A 22,648-nucleotide genomic window follows, 5' to 3' on the forward strand; every position below is an offset into this window, starting at 1 on the left:
ATCCAAATATACAAAAGATTTCTTTCGATTAGTTTACTAAAATCTAAAATCTAGAATCTAAAATCTAGAATCTAAAATTTAAAATAATCAACGTCTATTTCCAGAAAGTTCTACCAAATCCAGCATTAAGCCAATTTGATTCACATTGTCGGCGTTGTGATAACGAACATGGGAATAATCAAACCTAAAAGAAGAGATTTTGATTCCAAAGCCAAAACTCAATCCAGAGAAATTTCTTTGGTCCAAAACAGCGAGTTCGTTTCCGCGTTTTACATTATAACCCATTCTAATGTTGAAGGCTTGTTCAGGAAACAATTCGATTCCGCCAGAAAGATGATCCATCAATTTTCTACCAAAACCAACTTCTTTGCCATTAATATCATACGATTGAGAAATATTGAATTGCTGCAAATCATGATAAGTAATGGTGTAAGCTAAAGGAAAATCTGGCAAAATTTTGGTGTAACCGATATCTGCTCGGAAAGGCAATTGTTCTTTGGTTCCGTTGTAAGATTTGATTTGATAGCCAAAATTTCTGAAAACTAGAGCTAAAGTTTCTTTGGATTGTTCATTGTGATAAGTCACTCCAGCATTCGCAGAAATGGCCGAAGAAGTATAATTGTCGATTTTAGAAGTCAGGTAATTCACATTGGCGCCAACCGTGAAATCATCATCAAACTGATAAGCATAACCTACACCAAATGAAGCATCCATTGCAGAAAATTCGCCATTTACATTCCCGAATTCATCTGTTCTAGGTGTCTTTCCGAAGTCTAAAACTCTAGCATTGACGGAAATGAAATGTCCTGCCGTTAAATCTTTCACGTAATTAATGCTTCCTAAATTAGAACCCGCAATGTAAGAACCGTAATTAATCCCGATTCTATTGTCCATGTCTAGATTCATCAAAGCAGGATTGATGGCTGCAAAATTCACGTCATAATCTCTTACAGAAACGGCATCACCACCTAATACAGCTTGTCTGGCAGAAACGGGAACATTGAGAAAAGGATAGACCTTGGTTCCAGTTTGTGCAGAAGCCCATAATGCGAATAAACAGAAGGATGTGGTAAATAGTTTCTTCAAAATTTCAATTATAACTTTGCAAAAATAATTTATTTTACACTTTAACAAAAATTAAATGTGAAAACATAATTCTATTAACGAAATTCTTTACGATTCATTATATTTGCAGTAAATTTATTTTTTGCCTCAAATCTATACTTTTTGAGACACCAATTTTGATAAAAATATAACAATGAAATACAAAAGAGTTCTTTTAAAATTAAGCGGAGAAGCTTTAATGGGTAGCAGACAATACGGAATTGATAATGATCGATTGGTAGAATATGCTAAAGAAATTAAAAAAGTAGTAGATGCAGGCGTAGAATTAGCAATTGTAATAGGAGGAGGAAATATTTTCCGTGGAGTAGCAGGAGCAGCCAAAGGTATGGATAGAGTGCAAGGTGATTATATGGGAATGTTGGCTACCGTAATTAATGGAATGGCGTTACAAGGCGCACTAGAAGATCAAGGCATTAAAACCAGATTGCAATCGGCAATCGAAATGGACAAAGTAGCTGAACCTTTCATCAAAAGAAGAGCAGTAAGACACTTGGAAAAAGGAAGAGTGGTGATTTTCGGAGCAGGAACAGGTAACCCGTATTTTACGACAGATACTGCAGCTACATTGAGAGCAATAGAAATTGGTGCAGATGTAATTCTGAAAGGAACGAGAGTAGATGGAATCTACGATTCTGACCCAGAAAAAAATGCAGATGCAGTGAAATTCAATTCGCTTTCTTATGACGAAGTTTTTGAGAAAGATTTAAAAGTAATGGACATGACTGCATTTACCCTAAGTAAAGAAAATAATTTACCCATCATTGTTTTTGACATGAATAAAGACGGTAATTTATTAAAAGTAGTCTTAGGAGAAGAAGTAGGAACTCTTGTGAATATATAATGTGTAACTTATCAAATTTTCAATATACAATGGAAGAATTAAACATGATTATGGATATGGTAAAGCAAGAAATGGATGCTGCAATTAAGCACCTTGATCACGCTTTCCAAAAAATTAGAGCAGGTAGAGCTTCTACATCTATGGTTCAAGATGTTGTGGTAGAATATTACGGAGCAATGTCGCCAATCAATCAAGTGGCGAATGTATCTGTTCCAGATGCGATGACGATTTCTATTCAACCATGGGATAGATCAGCGATTAACGCCATTGAAAAAGCGATTATCAATTCTAACCTTGGTTTTGCACCTTCTAACAATGGAGATACAATTATTCTTAATGTTCCACCATTAACTGAAGAAAGACGTAAAGATTTAGCAAAACAAGCGAAAGCGGAAACCGAACAAACCAAAGTAACTATCAGAAATGCTAGACAAGATGGTATGAAAGAACTTAAAAAATTAGATGGCGTTTCTGAAGACATCATCAAAGATACAGAAGCTAAAATCCAAGAACTGACTGACAAGTATGTGAAATTAGCAGACGAACATCTTAAAGCAAAAGAAACAGATATTTTCAAAATCTAATGCTATAAACATAAGCAAAACAAAAAACTCCAGAATTTTAGACTGCACCCAAAAGTTTAGACAAAATTAAACAATATTTTCAAAGGAAAGAGTTCGGTACTGTACCGGACTCTTTCCTTTGAGATTGAGTCTTATTCTATCATTGTTGTAATAGTGAATGTACTTCACTATTTCCATCTTAAGTTCCTGAATGGAACCAAACTTTCTGGCATAAAACATTTCTGATTTTATCGTTCCAAAAAAGTTTTCTATCACCGCATTGTCCAAACAGTTTCCTTTTCGGGACATACTTTGAATAATACCTTTTTCTTTTAACAAGTTTTGGTAATGTTTCATTTGATATTGCCAACCTTGATCAGAATGTAGAATGATGTTTTGTGTAGATTTTACTTTTCTGAATGATTTCTTTAGCATTCTGATGATTTGGCTAAACACAGGTCTTTCAGATAAGTCAAAACTGACAATTTCACCATTAAATAAATCGATGATTGGAGATAGATAAAGTTTATTACCCGATACATTAAACTCTGTAACATCGGTTGCCCATTTCTGATTAGGAGTGTCCGATTTGAAATTCCTCTGTAGAACATTGGGCGCAATTTTCCCTTGCTCTCCCTTGTAAGATTTATATTTCTTCACTCGGATAATACTCTTTAAACCTAATATTTTCATAAGTCGTAAAACAGTTTTGTGATTAATCAAAATTCCTTTTTCTTTCAAAAGCAAAGTAATTCTTCTATAGCCCAACCTTCCTTTGTGACGATGATAAATCTGCTTAATCATTTCTTTTATTTCCGCATATTTATCTTTCATTTGAAAGCGTTTTTGATAGTAATAAAAACTGCTTCTTGCCATCGATGTACAATGCAGTAGTACTGCTAAATCAAAGTCCTGCCTTAACTCTTCGATGGCTTTGGATTTTTCCTTTCCTGAATTAAGGCGTCTAACTTTTTTAAAATGGCGTTCTCGGCTTCTAAATAATAAATCCTCTCCAACAGTTCTTCCTCCCTTGTTAAGGGTTTGCCTGTTTTCTTTTTTTTTCGCGTGTAATTACTCATGGTTTTAGGTCTTCCTCTGGGTATGTTTTCTAAACCTAAAATACCATTTTTTTTGTAATTACGCTGCCAACTAAGAATACTGGACTCCGCAGGAATATTAAACCTTCTCGACGCTTCTTTTAAACTTAAATTCTCTTTCTCAATTACTGATAAAATCTTTAATTTAAAATCTTTTGTGTAATGCGTATTGGAAAGCCGAACAAGTCCTGAAACTCCATAAAGTTCATAAAATTTTATCCATTTACGAACCAAGGAACCACAAACTCCAATGCGTTTTCCTAAATCGTCTGTTCCAATATCCCCTTTGTGATATCTCTTTATAGCTTTTAATTTAAAGTCTAATGAATATTTACTTTTCCCCATAAAAAATGCCCCTAAAAAGTGTCTAACTTTTTGGGGGCAGTCCATTTCTGGAGTTTTTTTATTATAACATCTTGCATCTCATATCTAGTATCTAGTATCTAGAATCTAGATTTATTGATACCTTTCATGCTCTCTTTCTTTCACAAATTTGCTCCAAAGAGGCTTCGTCAAGGCTTTATATTTTTCTACATCGAAAACTTGAGAATCGGTAAGCGCTTTATACGTGAGCCAAACACCGAAAGGAAATAAAACCAAATTAGAAAGCCAAGCTCCGAAATAAGGATTGAGTTTTCCCTTCCAAGTAATATTTTCTACGGTCAAGTTCATCACATAGAAGACAATAAAAATGATAATTGCAATCACTACAGGTAAACCTACACCTCCTTTTCTGATGATAGAACCTAAACTTGCGCCAATCATAAAGAAAATAAGACACGTCACGGAATAAGCAATAATCCCTTGTTGATACATGATAATCTTATTGTAATACTTTACAATATCTAAGATTTGGGTATCCTTATTCTTTTTTTCGTTTTGTAGAAAAGAAATTTTAGTATACGCTTGATAGAGTACTTCTAACCTTTTATCTTCTTTTAATTTTTCTATTGCAAAAGGTTCTGTAGGTTTGGCAGGATTTTTAATTTTGTCGATGTAAGTCACATAATTATTGGTTTGTCCTACCATTTCAGAGTTAATAGAGTTAAAACTAAAGTCGTTTTCTTTCTTAACCTTTACAATCGTTTTATTAATCTCTTTATAATTTTGAAAACGGTAATCGTCTGTAATTTTTTCGTCTTCAATGGCTTTGTTGATGACATCACTCACGTCAAAATGCTGAACCAGAGAATCAAATTTTACCGATTGACCAGGCTGTTTAAGTCGTTCTAAATAATTTTTGTCTTGAATATTATCCTCGAAAATATAGCCATCATATAAAACCAATTTCAAATAATTTCTATTCGCAGCGGGTGTAAATTCACCTTTTTTAGCAATAATAGTTCTTTGGTCTTCATAAGCATTAGCCACTTTGTGCACAAAAACGCCTTCTAAATGTTCGCCGTTTTCCCCATAAATTTTGTCAAATTTTACTGTTGCTCCAGGCAATGAGTTGATGAATTGTCCTGCGGTAAAGTTGATGGCGGGTTTGGTGGCGGCAATATTGTACATCATATTTTTGGCCTTCCTCTGAAAATCTGGAATTACATTATTCGAAAACACAAAAAGCATGATAGAGAGTAAAGAAACTACTACAAACAAAGGCATCATAATTCTGGTGAGGGAAATTCCCGCAGATTTCATGGCGGCGAGTTCATAGCGTTCCCCGAAATCTCCAAAAGTCATAATGGAAGCCAAAAGAATGGTTAATGGTAATACCATTTTGACAACGTTTACACTCAGATAAAACAAGAATTTTACAATTTCCCAATTGCTCAAGCCTTTTCCTGTAAACTGCGAAAGCTGAATCCATACAATATTCACCATAAAGATGAAAAACAGCACGCTGAAAATAAATAGAAACGGCCCGAAAAAGGTTTTTATAATATATTGATCGAGTTTCTTTAACATTTGCCAAAATTATGAAAAAAGTTAGAATTATTTTGGTTTTAGTTCTTTTGTCTTGAAACAAAAGAACCAAAAGTTCAAGACTTGAATGCTCAGCTAAATAATTGAAATCTATTCTAAAATCCCTGAAACTTGTCTTCGCTTTGCTTCGACTTCAAACAGCAGGAATTTTTTAACGCCTAGATTTCAATTATTTTTAACGCCTCCGCATTCTATGTCATAGAAAAATCCTTCTCAAAATGAGAAGGATTAACGTTATAATTCTGTAATGAGGTAATTCTTGTACTTGTTTTTATCAAAGCTGAACGTAGAAGCACTTAAACTTTGGTTTTCTTTGTATTGATTTACGGTAATCACGGCCAAATCATTGCCTGATGAAGTCTGTACAATTTTAGCAATCTGCTTTTTAGGAGTATTGATATACAAAACCACACTTTTTACTCCATTATCTTTTACAGGAACCATTTTGATGAGGTCTAGACCGCCACTTTTTCCTGCATAAGTTACGGTATATCCTGTTTTGTATTCATCAAGATAATTGATAGGGGAAAGTGCTTTTTCTGAACCATTCGGTTGAGCAATCGTCACTTCTTGGTCTTCTTTAGAAATGTTGTACACTTTTTTCCCGTCAAAAATCTGCTCATTTCCCATGATATTCAGTTTATACTGAGTAGGAGTAGAGTAGAAGATTCCCGTTTCGGTTTTGCTCACTTTTCCAGTTCCCGTTCCGTAAGAAAATTTGAAGTAAGTATTTTTTTTGGCTTTATAATTTTTAGAAACGGTTTCTAAAATAGTTTTGGCTTTAGCATCTACTTTTTGCGCGAACGAAAAGGTAAAACTTCCAACCAAAGCACTTGCTAATATAATCTTGTTAAAATATTTCATGTTTTTATTTTTAATGATTCTTGGTGTAGATTTCAAAAAGCGAGCCAAGAAAACTTAAAGAATGTTAAATAACTTCTAAATCTTCAGTCTTCCATCTTCTGACTTCGGACTTCCTACTTCCTCAATTCTTCCAAGAAACTTTCCAAAGAATTTAAATCAGAAATCATGACTTCTCTTGCTTTAGCACCATTGAAACCGCCTACAATTCCTGCAGCTTCTAATTGGTCCATAATTCTTCCGGCTCTGTTGTAGCCCAATTTTAATTGTCTTTGAAGCATAGAAGTGGAACCTTGTTGTGTAGAAACAATAATTCTAGCTGCTTCTTCGAAGAGTTGGTCTTTTTCATTCGGGTCAAAACTTCCAACTGTAGAAGTGGTTTCTTCCCCTGAATATTCTGGTAACATAAATGCAGAGGCGTAACCTTTTTGTTCGCCAATGTATTCTGCAATTTTTTCCACTTCTGGAGTGTCTACAAATGCACATTGCAATCTCAATAAGTCATTTCCGTTGAAGTAAAGCATATCACCTTTTCCAATCAATTGTTCTGCGCCAGTAGAATCTAAAATCGTTCTGGAATCCACAGAAGAAATTACTCTAAACGCTGCTCTCGCTGGGAAATTGGCTTTAATCATCCCTGTAATGACGTTTACAGACGGTCTTTGAGTCGCTACAATCAAGTGAATTCCTACTGCTCTTGCCAATTGAGCTAATCTGGCAATTGGGAGTTCTACTTCTTTTCCTGCCGTCATGATAAGGTCTGCAAATTCGTCTACCACAAGAACGATGTAAGGCATGTAACGGTGACCGTTTTCAGGATTAAGTTTGCGTTCTGTGAATTTCTTATTGTATTCCTTAATATTTTTACAAAAAGCATTTTTCAGCAAATCATAACGCGTATCCATCTCTATACAAAGAGAGTTCAACGTGTTAATCACTTTATGCGTATCCGTAATAATGGCGTCTTCACCATCTGGAAGTTTTGCCAAATAATGTCTTTCAATTTTTGAATACAATGAAAGTTCTACTTTTTTAGGGTCTACCATTACAAATTTCAATTCACTAGGATGTTTTTTGTAAAGCAGTGAAGTAAGAATGGCATTAATCCCAACAGATTTTCCCTGTCCAGTTGCTCCAGCCATCAATAAGTGAGGCATTTTGGCTAAATCTGCCACAAAAACTTCGTTAGAAATCGTTTTCCCGAAAACTACTGGCAAATCCATATCTGCATTTTGGAATTTTGGAGAAGAAATAACACTTCGCATAGAAACCATCGAAGGATTTTTGCGTGGAACTTCTATTCCTATCGTTCCCTTTCCTGGCATCGGTGCGATAATTCTAATGCCTAGAGCAGATAAATTCAAGGCGATGTCATCTTGTAATTTTTTGATGGCTGCTACTCTGATTCCCGCTTCTGGAACAATTTCGTAAAGTGTAACAGTAGGACCGATGGTTGCTTTAATTTCTGCAATACCTACGTTGAAGTTTTTCAGCAAGCCAACGATTTTATTTTTATTTTCTTCGAGTTCGTCTTTATTGATGGCGATTTCTTCGTTGCCATATTCTCTTAAAAGTTCAATTTTTGGCATTTGGAAATTTGCCAAATCCAATTTATGGTCATACAAACCGTGTTTGTCTACCAAATCTTTTGCTTTTATTTCAGAATCGTCTAAATCTTCCTTTACTTCTTCAATACTGAAAGCAATATTGTCTGCAGGTTTTTCTTCTTTTTGAAAACTAAAACCTGTAGGCTCTAAATCTTTTTTAACTGGAATATTGATGGGAGTTTCAGCTACAACTGGCGGCGCTTCAAAACCTGTCTGATTAGGCGTTTTAATGGTTTCAAAAGTTTCTGTTTTAGGAGCTTCAACTTCCGAAGTGACTTTTAGATTTTCAAAATGAGGTTCTTCTTTCAGTTCTTTGTCTGCTTCGAAATCTTCATCTGCATCATAATCTGGGGCAAATTTATCTTTAATAGAATCGATTTGATTTTTAATAGAACTCGGTCTTAGATTAAATTCCAAAACAAAATACAAGATAATCGCCGCTAAAAGCGTCATCCATAATCCGAAATCACCAATAATAGAAGCCAAATATTCTTGAATTTCATTCCCGAAAACGCCACTTAATGTTCCGTTTCCTTTGGTGATGGCGCCCATAAGAATAGGAAGCCAACAAAGAAAAAAGAGAGAGTGAGAAAGGGTTTTCCAGATTTTAAAATAGTTTTTCTTCAAGATTTGGAAACCTAAAACCATCATCAAAAAAGCCACAATGAAAGCAGCAATCCCGATACTGTCGAATATAAAAATATTCCCGAGCCAATCTCCCACTTTTCCAAAAATATTAGAAGATTTAATGCTTTTATCCAACATTGCGCCGGTCTGACTTTGGTTAGCCTTCCAGTTCAGTAAATAAGATGCGAAGGATAACGCAAAAACTACCGATAAAAACAAAAATAAAAGTCCGAAAAAAATTCTGGGTTTAGAGAGCGTTTTGCTTTCTTCTACCTCTTGTCTATTGTTAGATGCTAATTTTGCCATAATGTGATAACACGCAAAGGTAATATTTTATATGAAAAATGAAAACTTTTGAAATCGTTTTTTGATTTTAAAAATAGTAACTTTTTAACTAGAAATAGCATTTAATTTTCTGATTTTGAGGTCTTCAAATGCAAAATGAGGATTCGTCTTTTATGAGATTGAATTTTTATACAGAGAAATCAAATGTTTCTATGCACCAAAGAAGTTAAAAAAAAACAAAATTTTATAAAAATTTTAACACAGTTATAGATAAAATCCAACTATCAAAATTCGCTAATTCAATTTATAGAATGTATTTTTGTGCAGTTTAAAAATCTATAATGAAAAAACTGATTAATATTCTGATTTCTACGAGAACAATGGCTGTTTTATTGTTCGTTTATGCTTTTGCAATGGCTTATGCTACTTTTGTAGAAAACGATTACGGAACACCTACTGCCAAAGCTTTAATCTATGAAGCAAAATGGTTCGAAGTAGTAATGATTTTACTTATTATTAACTTTATTGGTAATATTAATAGATACAGACTTTGGAGAAGAGAAAAATGGCCGTTATTGGTGTTTCACTTGGCTTTTGTCTTTATTTTTATTGGGGGTGCAATCACCCGTTACATCAGTTACGAAGGGCAAATGCACATCAGAGAAGGAGAAACTTCTAATGAAATTATTACTGATAAAAATTTCTTTAAAATTCAAATCGAAAGAGGTGGCGACCGTTTAAGTTATGCCGAAATTCCTTATATGATGGCTTCTCAAGAACCACTCATTGCGAAAATTATTCCACACAGATTTAAGGCAAAGTACGATTTCCATGGGGAACTTGTTCAAGTAGAACAGTTAGAATATATTCAGAGAAAAAAAGACAGTTTAGTTGTTAGCGATTCAGGTAAAGAATATCTTCACTTGGTTTCAACCAATGATAATGGAAGAGAAGATATTTATTTGGGTTCTGGTGATGTAAAAAGCATCAATGGATTCTTAGTTTCTTTCAACAAAGGAATAGAAGGAGCTGTAGAATTCAAACAGGAAAACGGGAATCTATTTATCAAAACACCTGTTGAAGCCAATTATATGACCATGGCAACTCAAGCGACTGGTGTGACTAAAAAAGATGAATTCCAACCATTGGCTTTGAGAAGTCTTTATACCATAGAAAATTTAAAATTGGTAGTTCCAGAACCATTGAAAAAAGGAAACCTAATTGCGTATTCTGGAGATAAAAAAAGAGACCAAAATGTTCCTGATATGTTAAAAGTTTTGGTGAAAGGTCCTAAAACAGAACAAACCATCGATTTGTCAGTAGAAAAAGGAAATCCTAACGCATTTAAACAAATGACAATTGACGGATTAAACATTATTCTTGGGTTCGGTCCGAAAGTGTATCAAACTCCATTTGCTTTGAAATTAGATGATTTCGTGATGGAAACTTACCCAGGAAGTGATTCTCCATCAGCGTATGAATCTCACGTTCAAATTGTAGACGAAGGCAAACAAACGCCTTATAAAATTTATATGAACCACGTTTTAAATCACAAAGGATACAGATTCTTCCAAGCAAGTTTTGACCCAGATAGACAAGGAACCGTATTATCGGTAAACCACGATTTCTGGGGAACTTTGGTAACATATATTGGCTATGCATTCTTATTTTTAGGATTATTTGTAGCACTTTTCTGGAAAGGAACACACTTCTGGAAACTGAACCAATCTTTAAAAGATATGGCGAAAAAGAAAGTAGCAATTTTCCTTTTATTGTTCTCAATGGTGGGGTTAAATGCTCAAGAGCATCAACATAAAGAAGGAGAAGTTCATGCTGAAGCTGCGCCAACTGCTCAACCGCAAAGTGTTCCTCAACAAATGGTTCACGCCGAAATTTCCAAAGAACATGCCGATAAATTCGGGTATCTTCTCGTGCAAGGTTTCGACGGAAGAATTGAACCGATGAATACTCAAGCATTAGATGTTTTGAGAAAATTAGCCAAAAAAGAAAAATGGGGAGAGCTCAATGCGAACCAGTGGTTCTTGTCAATTAACATCAATCCGATGGCTTGGATGAATGATAAAATCATCAAAATCGGAACAAAAGGTGGCGAAGAATTGAAGAAAAAAACCAAAGCCAACGAAGATGGCTATACTTCTATGATGAATCTTTTCGTAACCGATGCGATGGGAATGCCAAAATTCATTTTAGAAGAGGATTTCAATACGGCTTTTAGAAAAAAACCTGCAGAACAAAGCAATTATGATAAGGAAGTTATTTCTGTAAACGAAAGAGTGCAAGTATTTTACGGATTGCTTTCTGGACAATATTTTAGAGTAGTTCCTATTCAAAACGATCCTAATCATACTTGGAACTCTTGGCTAGATGCAGAACAAAAAGCAGATCCACAAGCACAAAACGTTATTGCGCCTTATTTCATCAGCGTAGTAGATGCTTCTAGAAACGGAGATTGGACAAAAGCAGACGAAGCGCTAACAAAAATTCTAGAATATCAAAAAACTTGGGGTAAAAATGTACTTCCTGATGAGAGCAAAGTGAGTCTAGAAGTGTTTATGAACAAAGCAAATCTTAACTTTTGGTTATTGATTTTTTATACCATCATTGGAGGTTTATTAATCGTTTTAGGATTTATTGAACTTTTCAAACCGAATAAAACTTTACACAAGGCCATCAAATTCATCATTTACATAGGAGTAGTAGGATATTTCCTTCACTTCTTAGGATTAATCGGAAGATGGTACATTTCTGGTCACGCTCCTTGGAGTAATGGTTACGAAGCCATTGTATTTATTTCTTGGGTGGGAATTTCAGCAGGTTTAATGCTGTACAGAAATGCCAATGCACTCATTCCAGCTGCAGGATTTATGGTGGCGGTAATCATGATGGGATTTGCGCATGGTGGTTCTCAATTAGATCCTCAAATCACACCATTAGTACCAGTATTGAAATCGTATTGGTTAATTATTCACGTTGCGATTATTACCAGCAGTTATGGTTTCTTCGCTTTGTCAATGATTATTGCAGTGATTTCATTGTTTTTCTATATCATTTCAAGTAAAAATACATTTGATAAGCACGACCATTCTACGATTAAAGAATTAACCATCGTTTCAGAAATGTCCTTAACCATTGGATTATTTGCATTAACCGTTGGGAATTTCTTAGGTGGAATTTGGGCGAATGAATCATGGGGTAGATATTGGAGCTGGGACCCGAAAGAAACTTGGGCGTTCATTTCTATCATTGTTTATGCATTTGTACTCCACATGAGATTGGTTCCAGGTTTGAGAGGAAGATATGCCTTCCACTTAATGACCATGTTCGCATTCTGTAGTATGGTAATGACTTATTTTGGAGTAAATTATTACCTTTCAGGACTGCATTCTTATGCAGCAGGAGATCCTATTCCTGTTCCAGCTTGGGTGTACATCAGTATTGGAGTAATGACGGCATTAGGTTTAGGTGCTTATTACAAGTACAAAAAACTAAGTTCTTCTAAATAATAGAAAAAACCTTTATCTTGTGATAAAGGTTTTTTTGTGAAAAATATTAAATTGTAAAGTAAAATTTAAGTTGATAATGTAAGCCATAGTACATCATATCTTCCTATGAAGTTTTGATACTGCAGGGAGAACTGTTCATCTGTAAGTAAATTTTTTACCTTTTTGTTTAAACCAATAAACCAGCTAGGGAATGTGGTTTCGTATTCAGAAAAATTACAAATTACCCAAACGTGTTCTCCTTTTTTATCTGTTTTTTTAAATACTAAAAGATGACTGTTTCCACTGTCTATAAATTCTAAATCATTATTGTCTGCAAAAGCAGGAATTTCTTTCCTCAAAGAAATCATTTTTTTTAAATTTTCAAAAACTGATTTTTGAATAGGATACTTCTCTAGGTTTTCGGCTATGTCCCAATTCATCATAGGGCGATGAAGCCATCGGTTATCGTGTTTTTTATCACTTTCATTTAAATAATAGTAGAAATTGGTAGAAGCAATTTCGTCTCCACTATAGATCATAGGAATCCCTCCTAAACTTAAAATAATAGCATGCTGAAGATGAATTCTTTTCTGAGCTAAATGGATTTGAAAATCATTTTTTTCTTCTAGAGCTTTCTCTAGACCACATAAACTAGCCATAGAACCAGAAAGCCTTGCGTTTCCGTTGGGTTCTTGCATAAAACGCTTTCCTCTTCCGAATGTTCCTTGTTCGTCACAGTAATATCTTAACATATATAATCTGTGCATTAACGGGTTTTTACCTAATTCCTGAATGAGTTTATCCTCAAATCCTAAGCCTATGTCATCATGACAGCGAGCATAATTAATCCAAGTGGTATTCATAGGTTTCTTGGGAACAGAGTACATTGATTTTCTCAGTAAATCAGTGTTTCCAGAAGCTATAGCTTCCCAACTTAATGCCATGAAAGTAGCATTATAAGCGATATCACATTCATTACCTTCTGCTTCAGCTTCTCCAAAATATTTTACAATTTCTTCTGGCGCTACGATGGCTTCTGCAATATAAGCAATTCCTGGAGCTACAACTTGTCCGCACATTTTAAAAATTTGTAAAAGAGTGTGAACTTCTGGCAAGTTTTGGTTAAATCTTCCAATGTCTTTCCACATATACGCTACTGCATCTAGACGAAATATATCTACACCTTTATTTGCTAAAAACAGCATGTTGTCTATCATTTCTACTAGAACTCTAGGGTTTTTATAATTTAAATCCCATTGATAGTGATGAAAAAGCGTCATTACCCATTCTTTTTGCTCTTCTAACCAAGTGAAATTTCCGGGAGCTGTGTCTGGAAAAATTTCGAGCATGGTTTTTTCTAATGCATCAGGAATTGTTCTGTCTTTAAAAAAATAGAAATATTCTTTATATTTTTCGTCTCCGTTTTTAGCTTTTATTGCCCATTGATGAGTGTCTGCACAGTGATTTAGCACAAAATCCATAATCACATTCATTCCGTTCTGGTGAAGGTTTTTGGCTAGATTTTCGAAATCTTCCATGCTTCCTAATTTAGGATTGGTTTCCCTATAATTTCTCACAGCATAACCTCCATCATTTTCGGGTTCTGGAACGTCTAAAAATGGCATTAAATGAAGGGTATTAATCCCTAATTTTTTAAAATAAGGAATTTTTTCTTCTAATCCTTTAAAATTTTGGTTAAATCTTTCGGTATAGAGCATCATTCCTACAATTTCATTAGATGAATACCAGTTTGGATTTTTTGAACGATGCAGGTCTAGTTTTTTTTGTTCTTCAGAACGCTCTAGATGTCTATTGATTAAAATTTCGATAAGATTCTCAAATGCTTCCTTTTTATAGGGATGAGTAGAATAAAGTCTCTCAAATAAATCTAAAATAATAGGAAAGTTAGAACCAAGTCTTATGTGAAAACAAGAATCTGGAGTTCTGTTTTTATCTAGTAGAGCATATAATCTTGAAAGTTTATAGGCTTGTTGCATTTTTAATATTTTAATATTTTAATATTTGTTCTAATGTAGGAAGTGCTTCTATTGCACCTAATTTCGTAGTAGAAATTGCAGCTACTTTATTGGCAAAACTCACATAGTTTTTGATTTCATTATAACTTTCTGGCGTTTTGTCACAAACTTGCTTTAATACTGCTCCTATAAAGGCGTCTCCAGCTCCTGTGGTATCAATGGCTTCTACTGAAATACTTGGTACAATTTCTAATTTTTCTTGGAAGTAGAGGAGTGTCCCGTTTTTGCCAAGAGTAACACACACAATTGCGTTTTTCTTTAGTTTAAAAGTGGCGATGGCTTCTTGTAAATCCTTTTTTCCTGAAATGAGTAGAGCTTCTTCTTCTGAAAGTTTGATTAAATCTGATTTTGAAATGAAATCTTTAGAAAACTCTATAAATTTTTCAGGATTGGGCCAAAGTGCTTCTCGGAAATTAGGATCAAAACTGATGAAAAATTTTTTTTCTAAGGCATAATCTAGTGCTTTAAAGTATGTTTCAGATAAATCTCCACCCAAAAAACCTGTTGCTGAACCAAAATGAAAAACAGCATTTTCTGAGGGCAGGTTTATTTCTTCTTTTCTTAATAGAGCATCTGCACCGCGCATAAAAATAAAGTCTCTTTCGCCGCCTTTTTTGATGCTTACATAGGCAAAAGTAGTGTATTCATTTGCTAAAATCAGATTGGTGGTATCTACATTTTCTTGGTCTAGAGTTTCTTTTAGAAATAATCCAAAAGCATCATTTCCTACTTTTCCTGCAAATGCAGATTTCCCTCCTAATCTATTACAAGAAATGGCGGCGTTTCCAGGTGCTCCTCCAGCTTTTTTTATAAAGTTTACAGAATCTACTAAAGAAGAATCAATGTCTGTAGAAATCCAGTCTATAAGAAGCTCGCCGATGCAGAAAAGGGTTTTCATATTGTATAATTGATGGTTGATAATTGATGGTTGATAAATGATGGTTGATAATCGATAAATGATTTTTAAAACTTGTTTCTTTTTACTTTTTAAATGGTTCTTTTTTAATTCACTTTCTTCACTTTCATAAAAGTAACAGAAATACTTGCCAAAACAAATAAAACTCCAGCCAAAAGTATCGCATTAACAGGATTGCTTCCCAATAAATTTTTATAAATAAATCCGAATGAAATGGTTTGTAAAAGCATCGGAATTACAATCATCATATTGATAATTCCCATATAAACGCCACGTTTTTCTGAAGGAATATCTGGCGAAACCATAGAATAAGGCAATCCCATAATTGCAGCCCAACCAATTCCGAAAAGTATCATCGGGAAAAGAATAAAATATTCATTTTTAATGAAAGGAAGCATGAATAAAGCAATCGCAGTTCCGAATAAAGCAGCAACGTGAACTTTTTTAGTGGAAAATTTCATTGCTAACGGAACCAGCATTAATGCAGTAATCATGGTAACAATGTTGTAAGTTCCATTCATAAGTCCAGTTTGTCCGACTGCTTTTTGAACCAATTCAGAAATTTGTGTTGCCCAAGATAAATCTGTTGAAATTATATGATTTCCTTTTTGTGCTAATTCTAAAATTTTTGAAGATTTGGTTTCATCTGCTTCTGTAAGTCCAAATAATGTTTTTTTGAGCATTGGCGTAAGAAATTGCCAATAGATAAACAAAGCATACCATTGAAATAAATACACCAAAGCCAATTGCCAAAGAATTTTCGGCATGTCTTTTATTGCATTTGCAATTTCTATAAAAGGTGTAAAGAAATTGCTGTGTTCTTTTTCTATTTTTAATTTTGCCAATTCTTCTTCTGTAGGAGGATTTTCGGGAGTTTTATAAACCGACCAACCAACAGAAGCGATAGAACAAAACGCCCCAATAAAAAACGAATAATACACCCAAGTTGGAATTCCCGTTTCTGAACCTCCTCCAAAATATTTTTGGAAAAAGAAAAGAGATAAATTGGCTAAAGTAATTCCTGCTCCTACAAATAAACTCTGCATTTGAAAACCAAAGGTCTGTTGGCTTTCAGGAAGTTTATCGCCAATAAAAGCACGGTAAGGTTCCATTGCAGTATTGTTTGCAGCATCTAAAATCCACAATAAACCTGCAGCCATCCAAAGTTCTTTACTGAAAGGGAAAGCAAATAAGGCAAGACTACAAAATAAAGCTCCTATCATGAAGAAAGGTTTTCTTCTTCCCCATTTTGGAGACCAAGTTTTATCTGAAATAGCACCAATTAAGGGTTGAATTACTAATCCTGTAACAGGACCAGCCAAATTGAGAATAGGTAATTGTTCTGCATGAGCTCCTAAAAAAGAATAAATAGGATTAATGGCAGTTTGCTGTAATCCAAAACTATATTGTATGCCAAAAAAGCCAACATTCATGTTGAATATTTGCCAAAAATTTAGTTGAGGGTTAATTTTTTTTAACATATTGCAAGATTTAAATATAGAACTTGTTTAAAGTAAATTTTTATTGATAGAAAAAATAGAATTCAATATAAATTTTGAAGAGTTTTTTCTGAAAAATTCAACATAAAATGACAAAAATACCGATTGGATATAGCTTATTTTTGATATTGAATTTTACTTTAAACAACTTCATGATAAATAATATTTTAAATATTTTCTAATAGTATATAATTTGTTTCTTTTGCGGATGATTTGGCAAATAAAAATTGAACTTCCAATTTATTTAATAAAGAATTTAAAAACTGAACTGGAAGTAATTTTCCTTAGAACTGATATTTTGCTCCAAATTGAAGTATGAAAGGGCGAAGGAAATATCCCGTCATCCAACTATTATTGAATTTTGATGCTTCTTCAGGTGTTATAAGCTCTGCTCCCGCAATCATACCAGTTGCACCAGTTTGATTTAAGAAATTTACAACGCTACCACTAAAAGATAAATGCTGGTTTAATTTATAGTCAACTCCTGCAAAAGATTCAAATCTTCCATTAAAGTAGAGAGCGTTGCTTAGGTTGGCGTACTGTTTTCCATAATATCGAATGCTCATCCACAATTTTAGCTTATCATTGTTAAAAGTATAGCTAGGATCAAACTCTGCGATTACTTTTGGAATTCCAATTACTGTTTTTCCACTGGCGCTTACAGGATAAGAAAGGTTTCCGAATTGTAGTATGGTTTCATAGTTGTCATATTCTGGTTTTTGTAATGTAAGTAGCAAGTGTAGATGGAATCCTTTCAAGGGATCTAATTCTGCAGTGGTTGTCCATCCCAAAGTTTTAATATTATAGTTGAATGCTGTAGTCTTAGATTCTGTATTATTTTGAGGATTAGCTACATTAATCAAAGTATAGAAATTGCTTTTCTCAATCTGGGTAACCATAGAAGTAAGGTTCAGCCATGAGTTTTTATAAAAAATACCTCCTCTAAATAAGTTTACCTTGATTGCATCGTCTTTTGGGTTACTAAAAGAAGCATAATTGTCGATAGGTGGATGAAGTCTGGTAAGTGTAATGTCTCCCACTACTCCGAAATTATCTGTTATATTGTATTCTGCTTGAAGAGATGCGGCATAATTTAGGTAACTTTTATCAAAACGTACTGGTTTTATAGAACCTCCTTCTATAGCAGTAGTACCAATATGGAAATCGTTAAATCTTTCATAAGGGAGATTCTCACCTGCTACATTATAATATTCTAATCTTCCACCATAATTTACAATTAGTTTATTTAAAGGTTTCCATTTATCCACAAAATATAATGCTGTTTTATTCTCATGTCCGATATGGTACTCAGATCCAGCAATGTTATAATTGAAATACTGTACTTTTTCACCATCAGGAGTAATATGGTATATAAAACTAGGGTAAGGCTCAACCGTAGTGTCATACATTGAAGTATTGGAGTGGTAATCTACTTTGTAAAGCCATTCGTTAAACCCAATCTTCCAATGATGTTTTTCAGTTTTCTTGGCTAGTTCCGAAGTAATGAAAAAATTATTAATATCTGCAATATGCTGGTAAGCAATAGCAAGTTGTTTTTTGCCAGTGAAAAGATTTCCGTCCATATCATAATATAGATTAAGATTTTCTCCATTAGGTTCTAAGCCATTTACTACATTTGTAATTGTAGAAAATCCTCTTGCTACTTCTCTAGATTTTGCCTTTAGATAGCGTATGTTGAGATTTAATTTCATTCCATTATCAAAATTATATTCTGATAATAAAGAAACGTCATTTCCTTGATTATAATTATTATTTCTAAAGTTATCCTTATAGATATTTCCTGTAAGTAAATCCATGTACTGTATTTCTCCATTTCCAGGGACATAGCTAGAAGTTCCCAGATGGAAATTGTTTGCTTCTTTTATAGTACCGTCGCCAACATAGATAAATGGACCCTGAGAATCCATATTCGCTGCTTTTTTAGATTCAATATATTTGTAGAGTAAAGAAACCTGTCCTTTGTTGTTATTGAACTTTTTAGTAATAGCACCTTTGTACATTTGTGTGCGGTCATAAAAATTGGTAAATCTCCACTTCTGAGTACCAGTATCAAAGATTTGATACATAGTTGCAGAATATAGCCAACCATTTCCCAATGAACCAGAATTATTGATGTCAAATTGCTGTAAACCTCGGTGGTTTATTGCATAGTTAATGATACCTCTTTGGTTTTCAGTCCCAAGGTGCGATTTTGAGGTTACTGAATAAGCTACATTTCCTGTAGAAATTGCAGATTCTATTGGATCCATCAACCCTAGTGAAGCAAGGCTAGATTCGTTTCTCCAATTGGCAGAAACATTATACAGTACAGAAGAATAAACTGCGGGCATTCCATTTTCGTAAACATTAACAAAAGTAGATGGAAGACCAATAGGAATTTCCCTTGGAGCATTGGCGTCAGATGCATTCAGCATTACGTTGCGTTCCTCTTTTACAATAGTTAATTTTGTGGAATCTTTCCTTGAATTTTCTGTTTGAACAGAACTATTTTTAGTGTTTTGTGAAAAGACTGAAACGGCAATGCTCAAAGCAATGATATTCAGGCTTCTTTTGGAAATAGATTTTGAATACATTTTATGTAGGTTTTATTTTTTCATAAAATTATCTTATTTCTATTTATTTGGAAATGAGTTTAGTCAGTTTTTCTGTAATACTGTTTTTCAAACGTTTGCGCAAACGTTTGCTGTTGGTAAGTTTCTTATTTTATTAACAAAAATTAACTTTTTTTGCTTTTATTTTAACATAAAATTAACAAATTATTCTTAATATTTGAAGGCTCAATTTTACCAAAACTTTACTTAACTTTCCAAAATGAAGAGAATCACCATAAAAGACCTTGCAGATTTACTCCAAATTAGTACTTCTACAGTTTCTAGAGCTCTAAGCAATCATCCTGATATTAGTGATGCAGTAAAGAAGCGTGTAAAGGAGGCTGCAGAGACTTTTAATTATATTCCGAATGATTTTGCCATTAATTTTAGAAAAAAATCTACTAAAGTAATAGGTTTAATTATTCCTAAAATGTCTATGTTTTTCATTCCGTCAATTATAGAGGGGATTTCAGCAAAATTTAATAAAGAGGGATATCAGTTTTTTACGCTCTCCTCCGAAGAATCTCTAGAAATAGAGAAAGAAAACCTGCAAACTTGTGCCAATTCTAGAGTAGATGGAGTTTTGGTTTCTCTAACTTCTCAAACTCAAAATTTTGAACATTTCAAAAAATTAGATGATTTAGGAATTCCTGTAGTAATTTTTGATAAGAGCTTGTCCGAAGAAAAATATGATCAAGTAGTCTTTAATAATGAAAAAGATGCAGAAGAATGTGCAAAACAATTAATTGATAGTCATTGTAAAAATATTCTAGCCATTTTTGGAAATAAAGATTTAGAAATTACAGAGAGAAGAAGAAGCAGTTTTGAAAAATATCTCAGCAATTTTTCTGATGTTAACTATAAATCTATCTTTTGTAATTCCGCTGAAATAGTAAAAGAAAAATTAGAAATCATATTAGAATATGAAAAATTTGATGGTATTTTTGCAATGAGCGATGAAACTTTAGCTGGGCTTAATTATGCACTTAAAGTGAAAGGTTTAAGCGCAAAATCTTATAAAGTTATGGCAATTAGTGAAGGGATTTTTCCTAAGTATCTTAATCCTCATTTTCAATTTCAAAAGAATGATGGAATAAAAATGGGAATGATGGCTGCAAATACTTTGCTCGATAAAATAAAAAATAAAGATCAGAAAAACATAAATACTTATTACATATAATAATGTCTAGAAAATATAAAATTCAGAAAAATCCTTTTGTAGTTCCTACTACAGATGGTAAATTAATTCAAGAACATTGGGGAAATTCTACAGGGAATTCAGAAATTTCTATTGCACACATGATTGCGCCACCGCATTGGAGCGAACCGCATCAAACGCCAGATTTCGATGAATTTACCATCATCATCAGAGGGAAAAAACAGTTTGAAATAGATGGGGAATTAGTAGTTTTAGAAGCTGGACAAAGCATTTTAATCCAAAAAGGTGCAAGAATTCGTTACAGCAACCCTTTCGAAGAAGAATGTGAATATTTAGCCATCTGTTTGCCTGCTTTTTCCATGGATTTGGTGAATAGAGAAGAATAAAGTATTCAAAATTACACCCTTTAGGGAAGGGGAAAATAATTTTGAGAAGGATTTTTTATTGATAAAAGCGATAAAAATTCACAAAAAATTAATTCTATTGATTGCATAATATTATATTTTTGTAAAAAAGTTAAAAATTTGATTTCATATACCATTTATCAAAATTCTGAAAGTGCAGAATGGGTGACCTTTGTTCATGGAGCGGGAGGAAGTTCCTCTATTTGGTTCAAACAAATTCGCGAATTTCAGAAGAAATTTAATGTCTTATTGCTCGATTTACGAGGTCACGGCAATTCTAATAAATTAAAAGCTAAGAAATACACCTTTCAATCTATTGCGCACGATATTTTAGAAGTCATAGACCATCTTAAAATCAAAAGTTCTCATTTTGTGGGGATTTCTCTAGGGTCTATTGTGATTCGTCAGTTGGCAGAAATGCGTCCAGAAAGAGTAAAATCTATGGTAATGGGAGGAGCCATTCTGAAAATGAATTTCCGTTCACAGATTTTAATGAAAATTGGCAATATTTTTAAATACATTTTACCATATTTGGTTTTGTACCGTCTTTTTGCCTTCATTATCATGCCCAAGAAAAATCATAAATCTTCTCGAAATCTCTTCATCAACGAAGCAAAGAAATTATACCAGAAAGAATTTATCAAGTGGTTTAAATTGACCACAGAAATTAACCCAGTTCTGCGTTGGTTCAGACAAAAGGAGCTCAATATTCCCACTTTTTATGTGATGGGAGAAGAGGATTATATGTTTTTGCCTTCGGTAAAAGAAGTGGTAAAAAACCACGAAAAATCATCGAGTTTATTGGTGATAGAAAACTGCGGTCATGTAGTCAATGTAGATGCTCCACATGTTTTCAACAGCAAAGTGATTCGATTTTTAGAATCACTCAAAAGATCTTAATTTCATCCATCAGACATCACTTGTTTTAACTTTGTTAAAACATAGCGCCTTAAAAATATGAGAATAATAAAAGAATAAAATAGCGCCTTTGCGTTAAAAAATATCAATCTACAAAATACCTTTTATAGATTTTTTTTATGGTCAAACTTCCAAAATACAGGATATTTTAAAAATAATTCTTATTTTTGACTTCGTTTTTAGATAAAATTTATGAAGTCACTCGATAAGTTAGATTACAAAATTCTCAATATTCTGCAAGAAGATAACACGATTGCCATCAAAGATTTGGCAGAAAGAATTGGTTTATCTTTCACACCCACTTACGAAAGAGTAAAGTCTCTCAAAAACAATGGAATCATCAAGAAATATGTAGCCATCGTAGATAGAGAAAAAGTAGGGTATGAACTGGTGGCGTATTGCAACGTAACCATCAAAAATAAATCAGTCGAAATCTTAAGGGATTTTGAAGAAAAACTCAACAAATGTCCTGAAATAGTAGAAGTAGTGAGTGTTTCTGGAGTGTATGATTATATGATTAAAATTGTGACCAAAAACATCAAAGAATACAATGATTTTGTAGAAAAAACATTTACCAATTATCCACACATCGGAGATTATCACAGCAGCATCGTACTGTGTACGGTAAAAGAAGAAACTAAAATTTTCTTGTAAAATTTTTAAAAA

Annotated in this window: 16 protein-coding genes; 7 read left to right on the forward strand and 9 right to left on the reverse strand. The window is 33.5% G+C overall.

Features of this window, described 5'->3' with window-relative positions; genetic code table 11:
- Positions 1–87: 87 nt before the first annotated feature.
- On the reverse strand, positions 88–1,086 hold the full coding sequence (gene porQ, locus KKQ79_RS03290) for a type IX secretion system protein PorQ (protein ID WP_213188971.1): 999 nt from the start codon (positions 1,084–1,086) through the stop codon (positions 88–90).
- A gap of 172 nt (positions 1,087–1,258) precedes the next feature.
- Between porQ and pyrH the strand changes: the two genes are divergently transcribed.
- Both pyrH and frr read left to right on the forward strand, forming a co-directional pair.
- Positions 1,259–1,966, forward strand: coding sequence for a UMP kinase (gene pyrH, locus KKQ79_RS03295; protein ID WP_069796895.1), 708 nt, complete (start codon positions 1,259–1,261; stop codon positions 1,964–1,966).
- A gap of 29 nt (positions 1,967–1,995) precedes the next feature.
- On the forward strand, positions 1,996–2,550 hold the full coding sequence (gene frr, locus KKQ79_RS03300) for a ribosome recycling factor (RefSeq protein ID WP_213188972.1): 555 nt from the start codon (positions 1,996–1,998) through the stop codon (positions 2,548–2,550).
- 66 nt (positions 2,551–2,616) lie between these two features.
- Here frr and KKQ79_RS03305 read toward each other — a convergent pair.
- The 4 genes from KKQ79_RS03305 to KKQ79_RS03320 form a co-directional block, all read right to left on the reverse strand.
- Positions 2,617–3,971, reverse strand: a protein-coding gene (locus tag KKQ79_RS03305) for an IS3 family transposase (RefSeq protein ID WP_213190656.1) whose coding sequence is annotated in 2 segments (ribosomal slippage) — positions 2,617–3,497 and positions 3,497–3,971 — 1,356 coding nt in all. Because the reading frame shifts where the segments join, the coding sequence is not laid out codon by codon here.
- Between the two features lie 111 nt (positions 3,972–4,082).
- Positions 4,083–5,537, reverse strand: a complete 1,455-nt coding sequence (locus tag KKQ79_RS03310; RefSeq protein WP_104792549.1) for an LptF/LptG family permease — start codon at positions 5,535–5,537, stop codon at positions 4,083–4,085.
- 252 nt (positions 5,538–5,789) lie between these two features.
- Positions 5,790–6,419, reverse strand: a complete 630-nt coding sequence (lolA1, locus tag KKQ79_RS03315) for an outer membrane lipoprotein periplasmic chaperone LolA1 (RefSeq protein ID WP_213188973.1) — start codon at positions 6,417–6,419, stop codon at positions 5,790–5,792.
- A gap of 113 nt (positions 6,420–6,532) precedes the next feature.
- Positions 6,533–8,956, reverse strand: coding sequence for an FtsK/SpoIIIE family DNA translocase (locus KKQ79_RS03320; protein ID WP_213188974.1), 2,424 nt, complete (start codon positions 8,954–8,956; stop codon positions 6,533–6,535).
- Positions 8,957–9,276: 320 nt separating this feature from the next.
- On the opposite strand from KKQ79_RS03320, the gene ccsB reads away from it, so the two are divergent.
- Positions 9,277–12,459 carry a c-type cytochrome biogenesis protein CcsB gene (ccsB, locus tag KKQ79_RS03325; RefSeq protein ID WP_213188975.1) on the forward strand — a complete coding sequence of 1,061 codons (3,183 nt, stop codon included), beginning with the start codon at positions 9,277–9,279 and terminating at the stop codon, positions 12,457–12,459.
- 65 nt (positions 12,460–12,524) lie between these two features.
- On the opposite strand, the gene KKQ79_RS03330 is transcribed toward ccsB, so the two are convergent.
- The 4 genes from KKQ79_RS03330 to KKQ79_RS03345 all read right to left on the reverse strand — a co-directional run bounded on the left by KKQ79_RS03330 (position 12,525) and on the right by KKQ79_RS03345 (position 19,483).
- Complete coding sequence (locus tag KKQ79_RS03330) at positions 12,525–14,435, reverse strand: amylosucrase (protein WP_213188976.1); 1,911 nt, start codon at positions 14,433–14,435, stop codon at positions 12,525–12,527.
- A 10-nt stretch (positions 14,436–14,445) separates the two neighbouring features.
- Positions 14,446–15,372, reverse strand: a complete 927-nt coding sequence (locus tag KKQ79_RS03335; protein WP_213188977.1) for a carbohydrate kinase family protein — start codon at positions 15,370–15,372, stop codon at positions 14,446–14,448.
- 104 nt (positions 15,373–15,476) lie between these two features.
- A complete protein-coding gene (locus tag KKQ79_RS03340; protein ID WP_213188978.1) occupies positions 15,477–16,871 on the reverse strand; it encodes an MFS transporter in 1,395 nt (464 codons plus the stop codon).
- 302 nt (positions 16,872–17,173) lie between these two features.
- Positions 17,174–19,483, reverse strand: coding sequence for a TonB-dependent receptor domain-containing protein (locus KKQ79_RS03345; protein ID WP_213188979.1), 2,310 nt, complete (start codon positions 19,481–19,483; stop codon positions 17,174–17,176).
- A gap of 238 nt (positions 19,484–19,721) precedes the next feature.
- On the opposite strand from KKQ79_RS03345, the gene KKQ79_RS03350 reads away from it, so the two are divergent.
- The 4 genes from KKQ79_RS03350 (at position 19,722) to KKQ79_RS03365 (ending at position 22,636) form a co-directional block, all read left to right on the forward strand.
- On the forward strand, positions 19,722–20,681 hold the full coding sequence (locus KKQ79_RS03350; protein ID WP_213188980.1) for a LacI family DNA-binding transcriptional regulator: 960 nt from the start codon (positions 19,722–19,724) through the stop codon (positions 20,679–20,681).
- A gap of 2 nt (positions 20,682–20,683) precedes the next feature.
- Positions 20,684–21,046, forward strand: a complete 363-nt coding sequence (locus tag KKQ79_RS03355) for a cupin domain-containing protein (protein ID WP_213188981.1) — start codon at positions 20,684–20,686, stop codon at positions 21,044–21,046.
- 138 nt (positions 21,047–21,184) lie between these two features.
- Positions 21,185–21,964 carry an alpha/beta fold hydrolase gene (locus KKQ79_RS03360; RefSeq protein ID WP_213188982.1) on the forward strand — a complete coding sequence of 260 codons (780 nt, stop codon included), beginning with the start codon at positions 21,185–21,187 and terminating at the stop codon, positions 21,962–21,964.
- Positions 21,965–22,174: 210 nt separating this feature from the next.
- A complete protein-coding gene (locus tag KKQ79_RS03365; RefSeq protein WP_069796477.1) occupies positions 22,175–22,636 on the forward strand; it encodes an Lrp/AsnC family transcriptional regulator in 462 nt (153 codons plus the stop codon).
- The last annotated feature ends 12 nt before the right edge of the window (positions 22,637–22,648 follow it).

Origin of the sequence: Cloacibacterium caeni, from assembly GCF_907163125.1 — a bacterium.
Classification (GTDB): Bacteria; Bacteroidota; Bacteroidia; order Flavobacteriales; family Weeksellaceae; genus Cloacibacterium; species Cloacibacterium caeni_B.

Coding starts and splice junctions, on each gene's coding strand:
- pyrH (WP_069796895.1), top strand. CDS start 1,259: ATGAAATACAAAAGAGTTCTTTTAAAATTAAGCGGAGAAGCTTTAATG.
- frr (WP_213188972.1), top strand. CDS start 1,996: ATGGAAGAATTAAACATGATTATGGATATGGTAAAGCAAGAAATGGAT.
- KKQ79_RS03310 (WP_104792549.1), bottom strand. CDS start 5,537: ATGTTAAAGAAACTCGATCAATATATTATAAAAACCTTTTTCGGGCCG.
- lolA1 (WP_213188973.1), bottom strand. CDS start 6,419: ATGAAATATTTTAACAAGATTATATTAGCAAGTGCTTTGGTTGGAAGT.
- KKQ79_RS03320 (WP_213188974.1), bottom strand. CDS start 8,956: ATGGCAAAATTAGCATCTAACAATAGACAAGAGGTAGAAGAAAGCAAA.
- ccsB (WP_213188975.1), top strand. CDS start 9,277: ATGAAAAAACTGATTAATATTCTGATTTCTACGAGAACAATGGCTGTT.
- KKQ79_RS03330 (WP_213188976.1), bottom strand. CDS start 14,435: ATGCAACAAGCCTATAAACTTTCAAGATTATATGCTCTACTAGATAAA.
- KKQ79_RS03335 (WP_213188977.1), bottom strand. CDS start 15,372: ATGAAAACCCTTTTCTGCATCGGCGAGCTTCTTATAGACTGGATTTCT.
- KKQ79_RS03340 (WP_213188978.1), bottom strand. CDS start 16,871: ATGTTAAAAAAAATTAACCCTCAACTAAATTTTTGGCAAATATTCAAC.
- KKQ79_RS03345 (WP_213188979.1), bottom strand. CDS start 19,483: ATGTATTCAAAATCTATTTCCAAAAGAAGCCTGAATATCATTGCTTTG.
- KKQ79_RS03350 (WP_213188980.1), top strand. CDS start 19,722: ATGAAGAGAATCACCATAAAAGACCTTGCAGATTTACTCCAAATTAGT.
- KKQ79_RS03355 (WP_213188981.1), top strand. CDS start 20,684: ATGTCTAGAAAATATAAAATTCAGAAAAATCCTTTTGTAGTTCCTACT.
- KKQ79_RS03365 (WP_069796477.1), top strand. CDS start 22,175: ATGAAGTCACTCGATAAGTTAGATTACAAAATTCTCAATATTCTGCAA.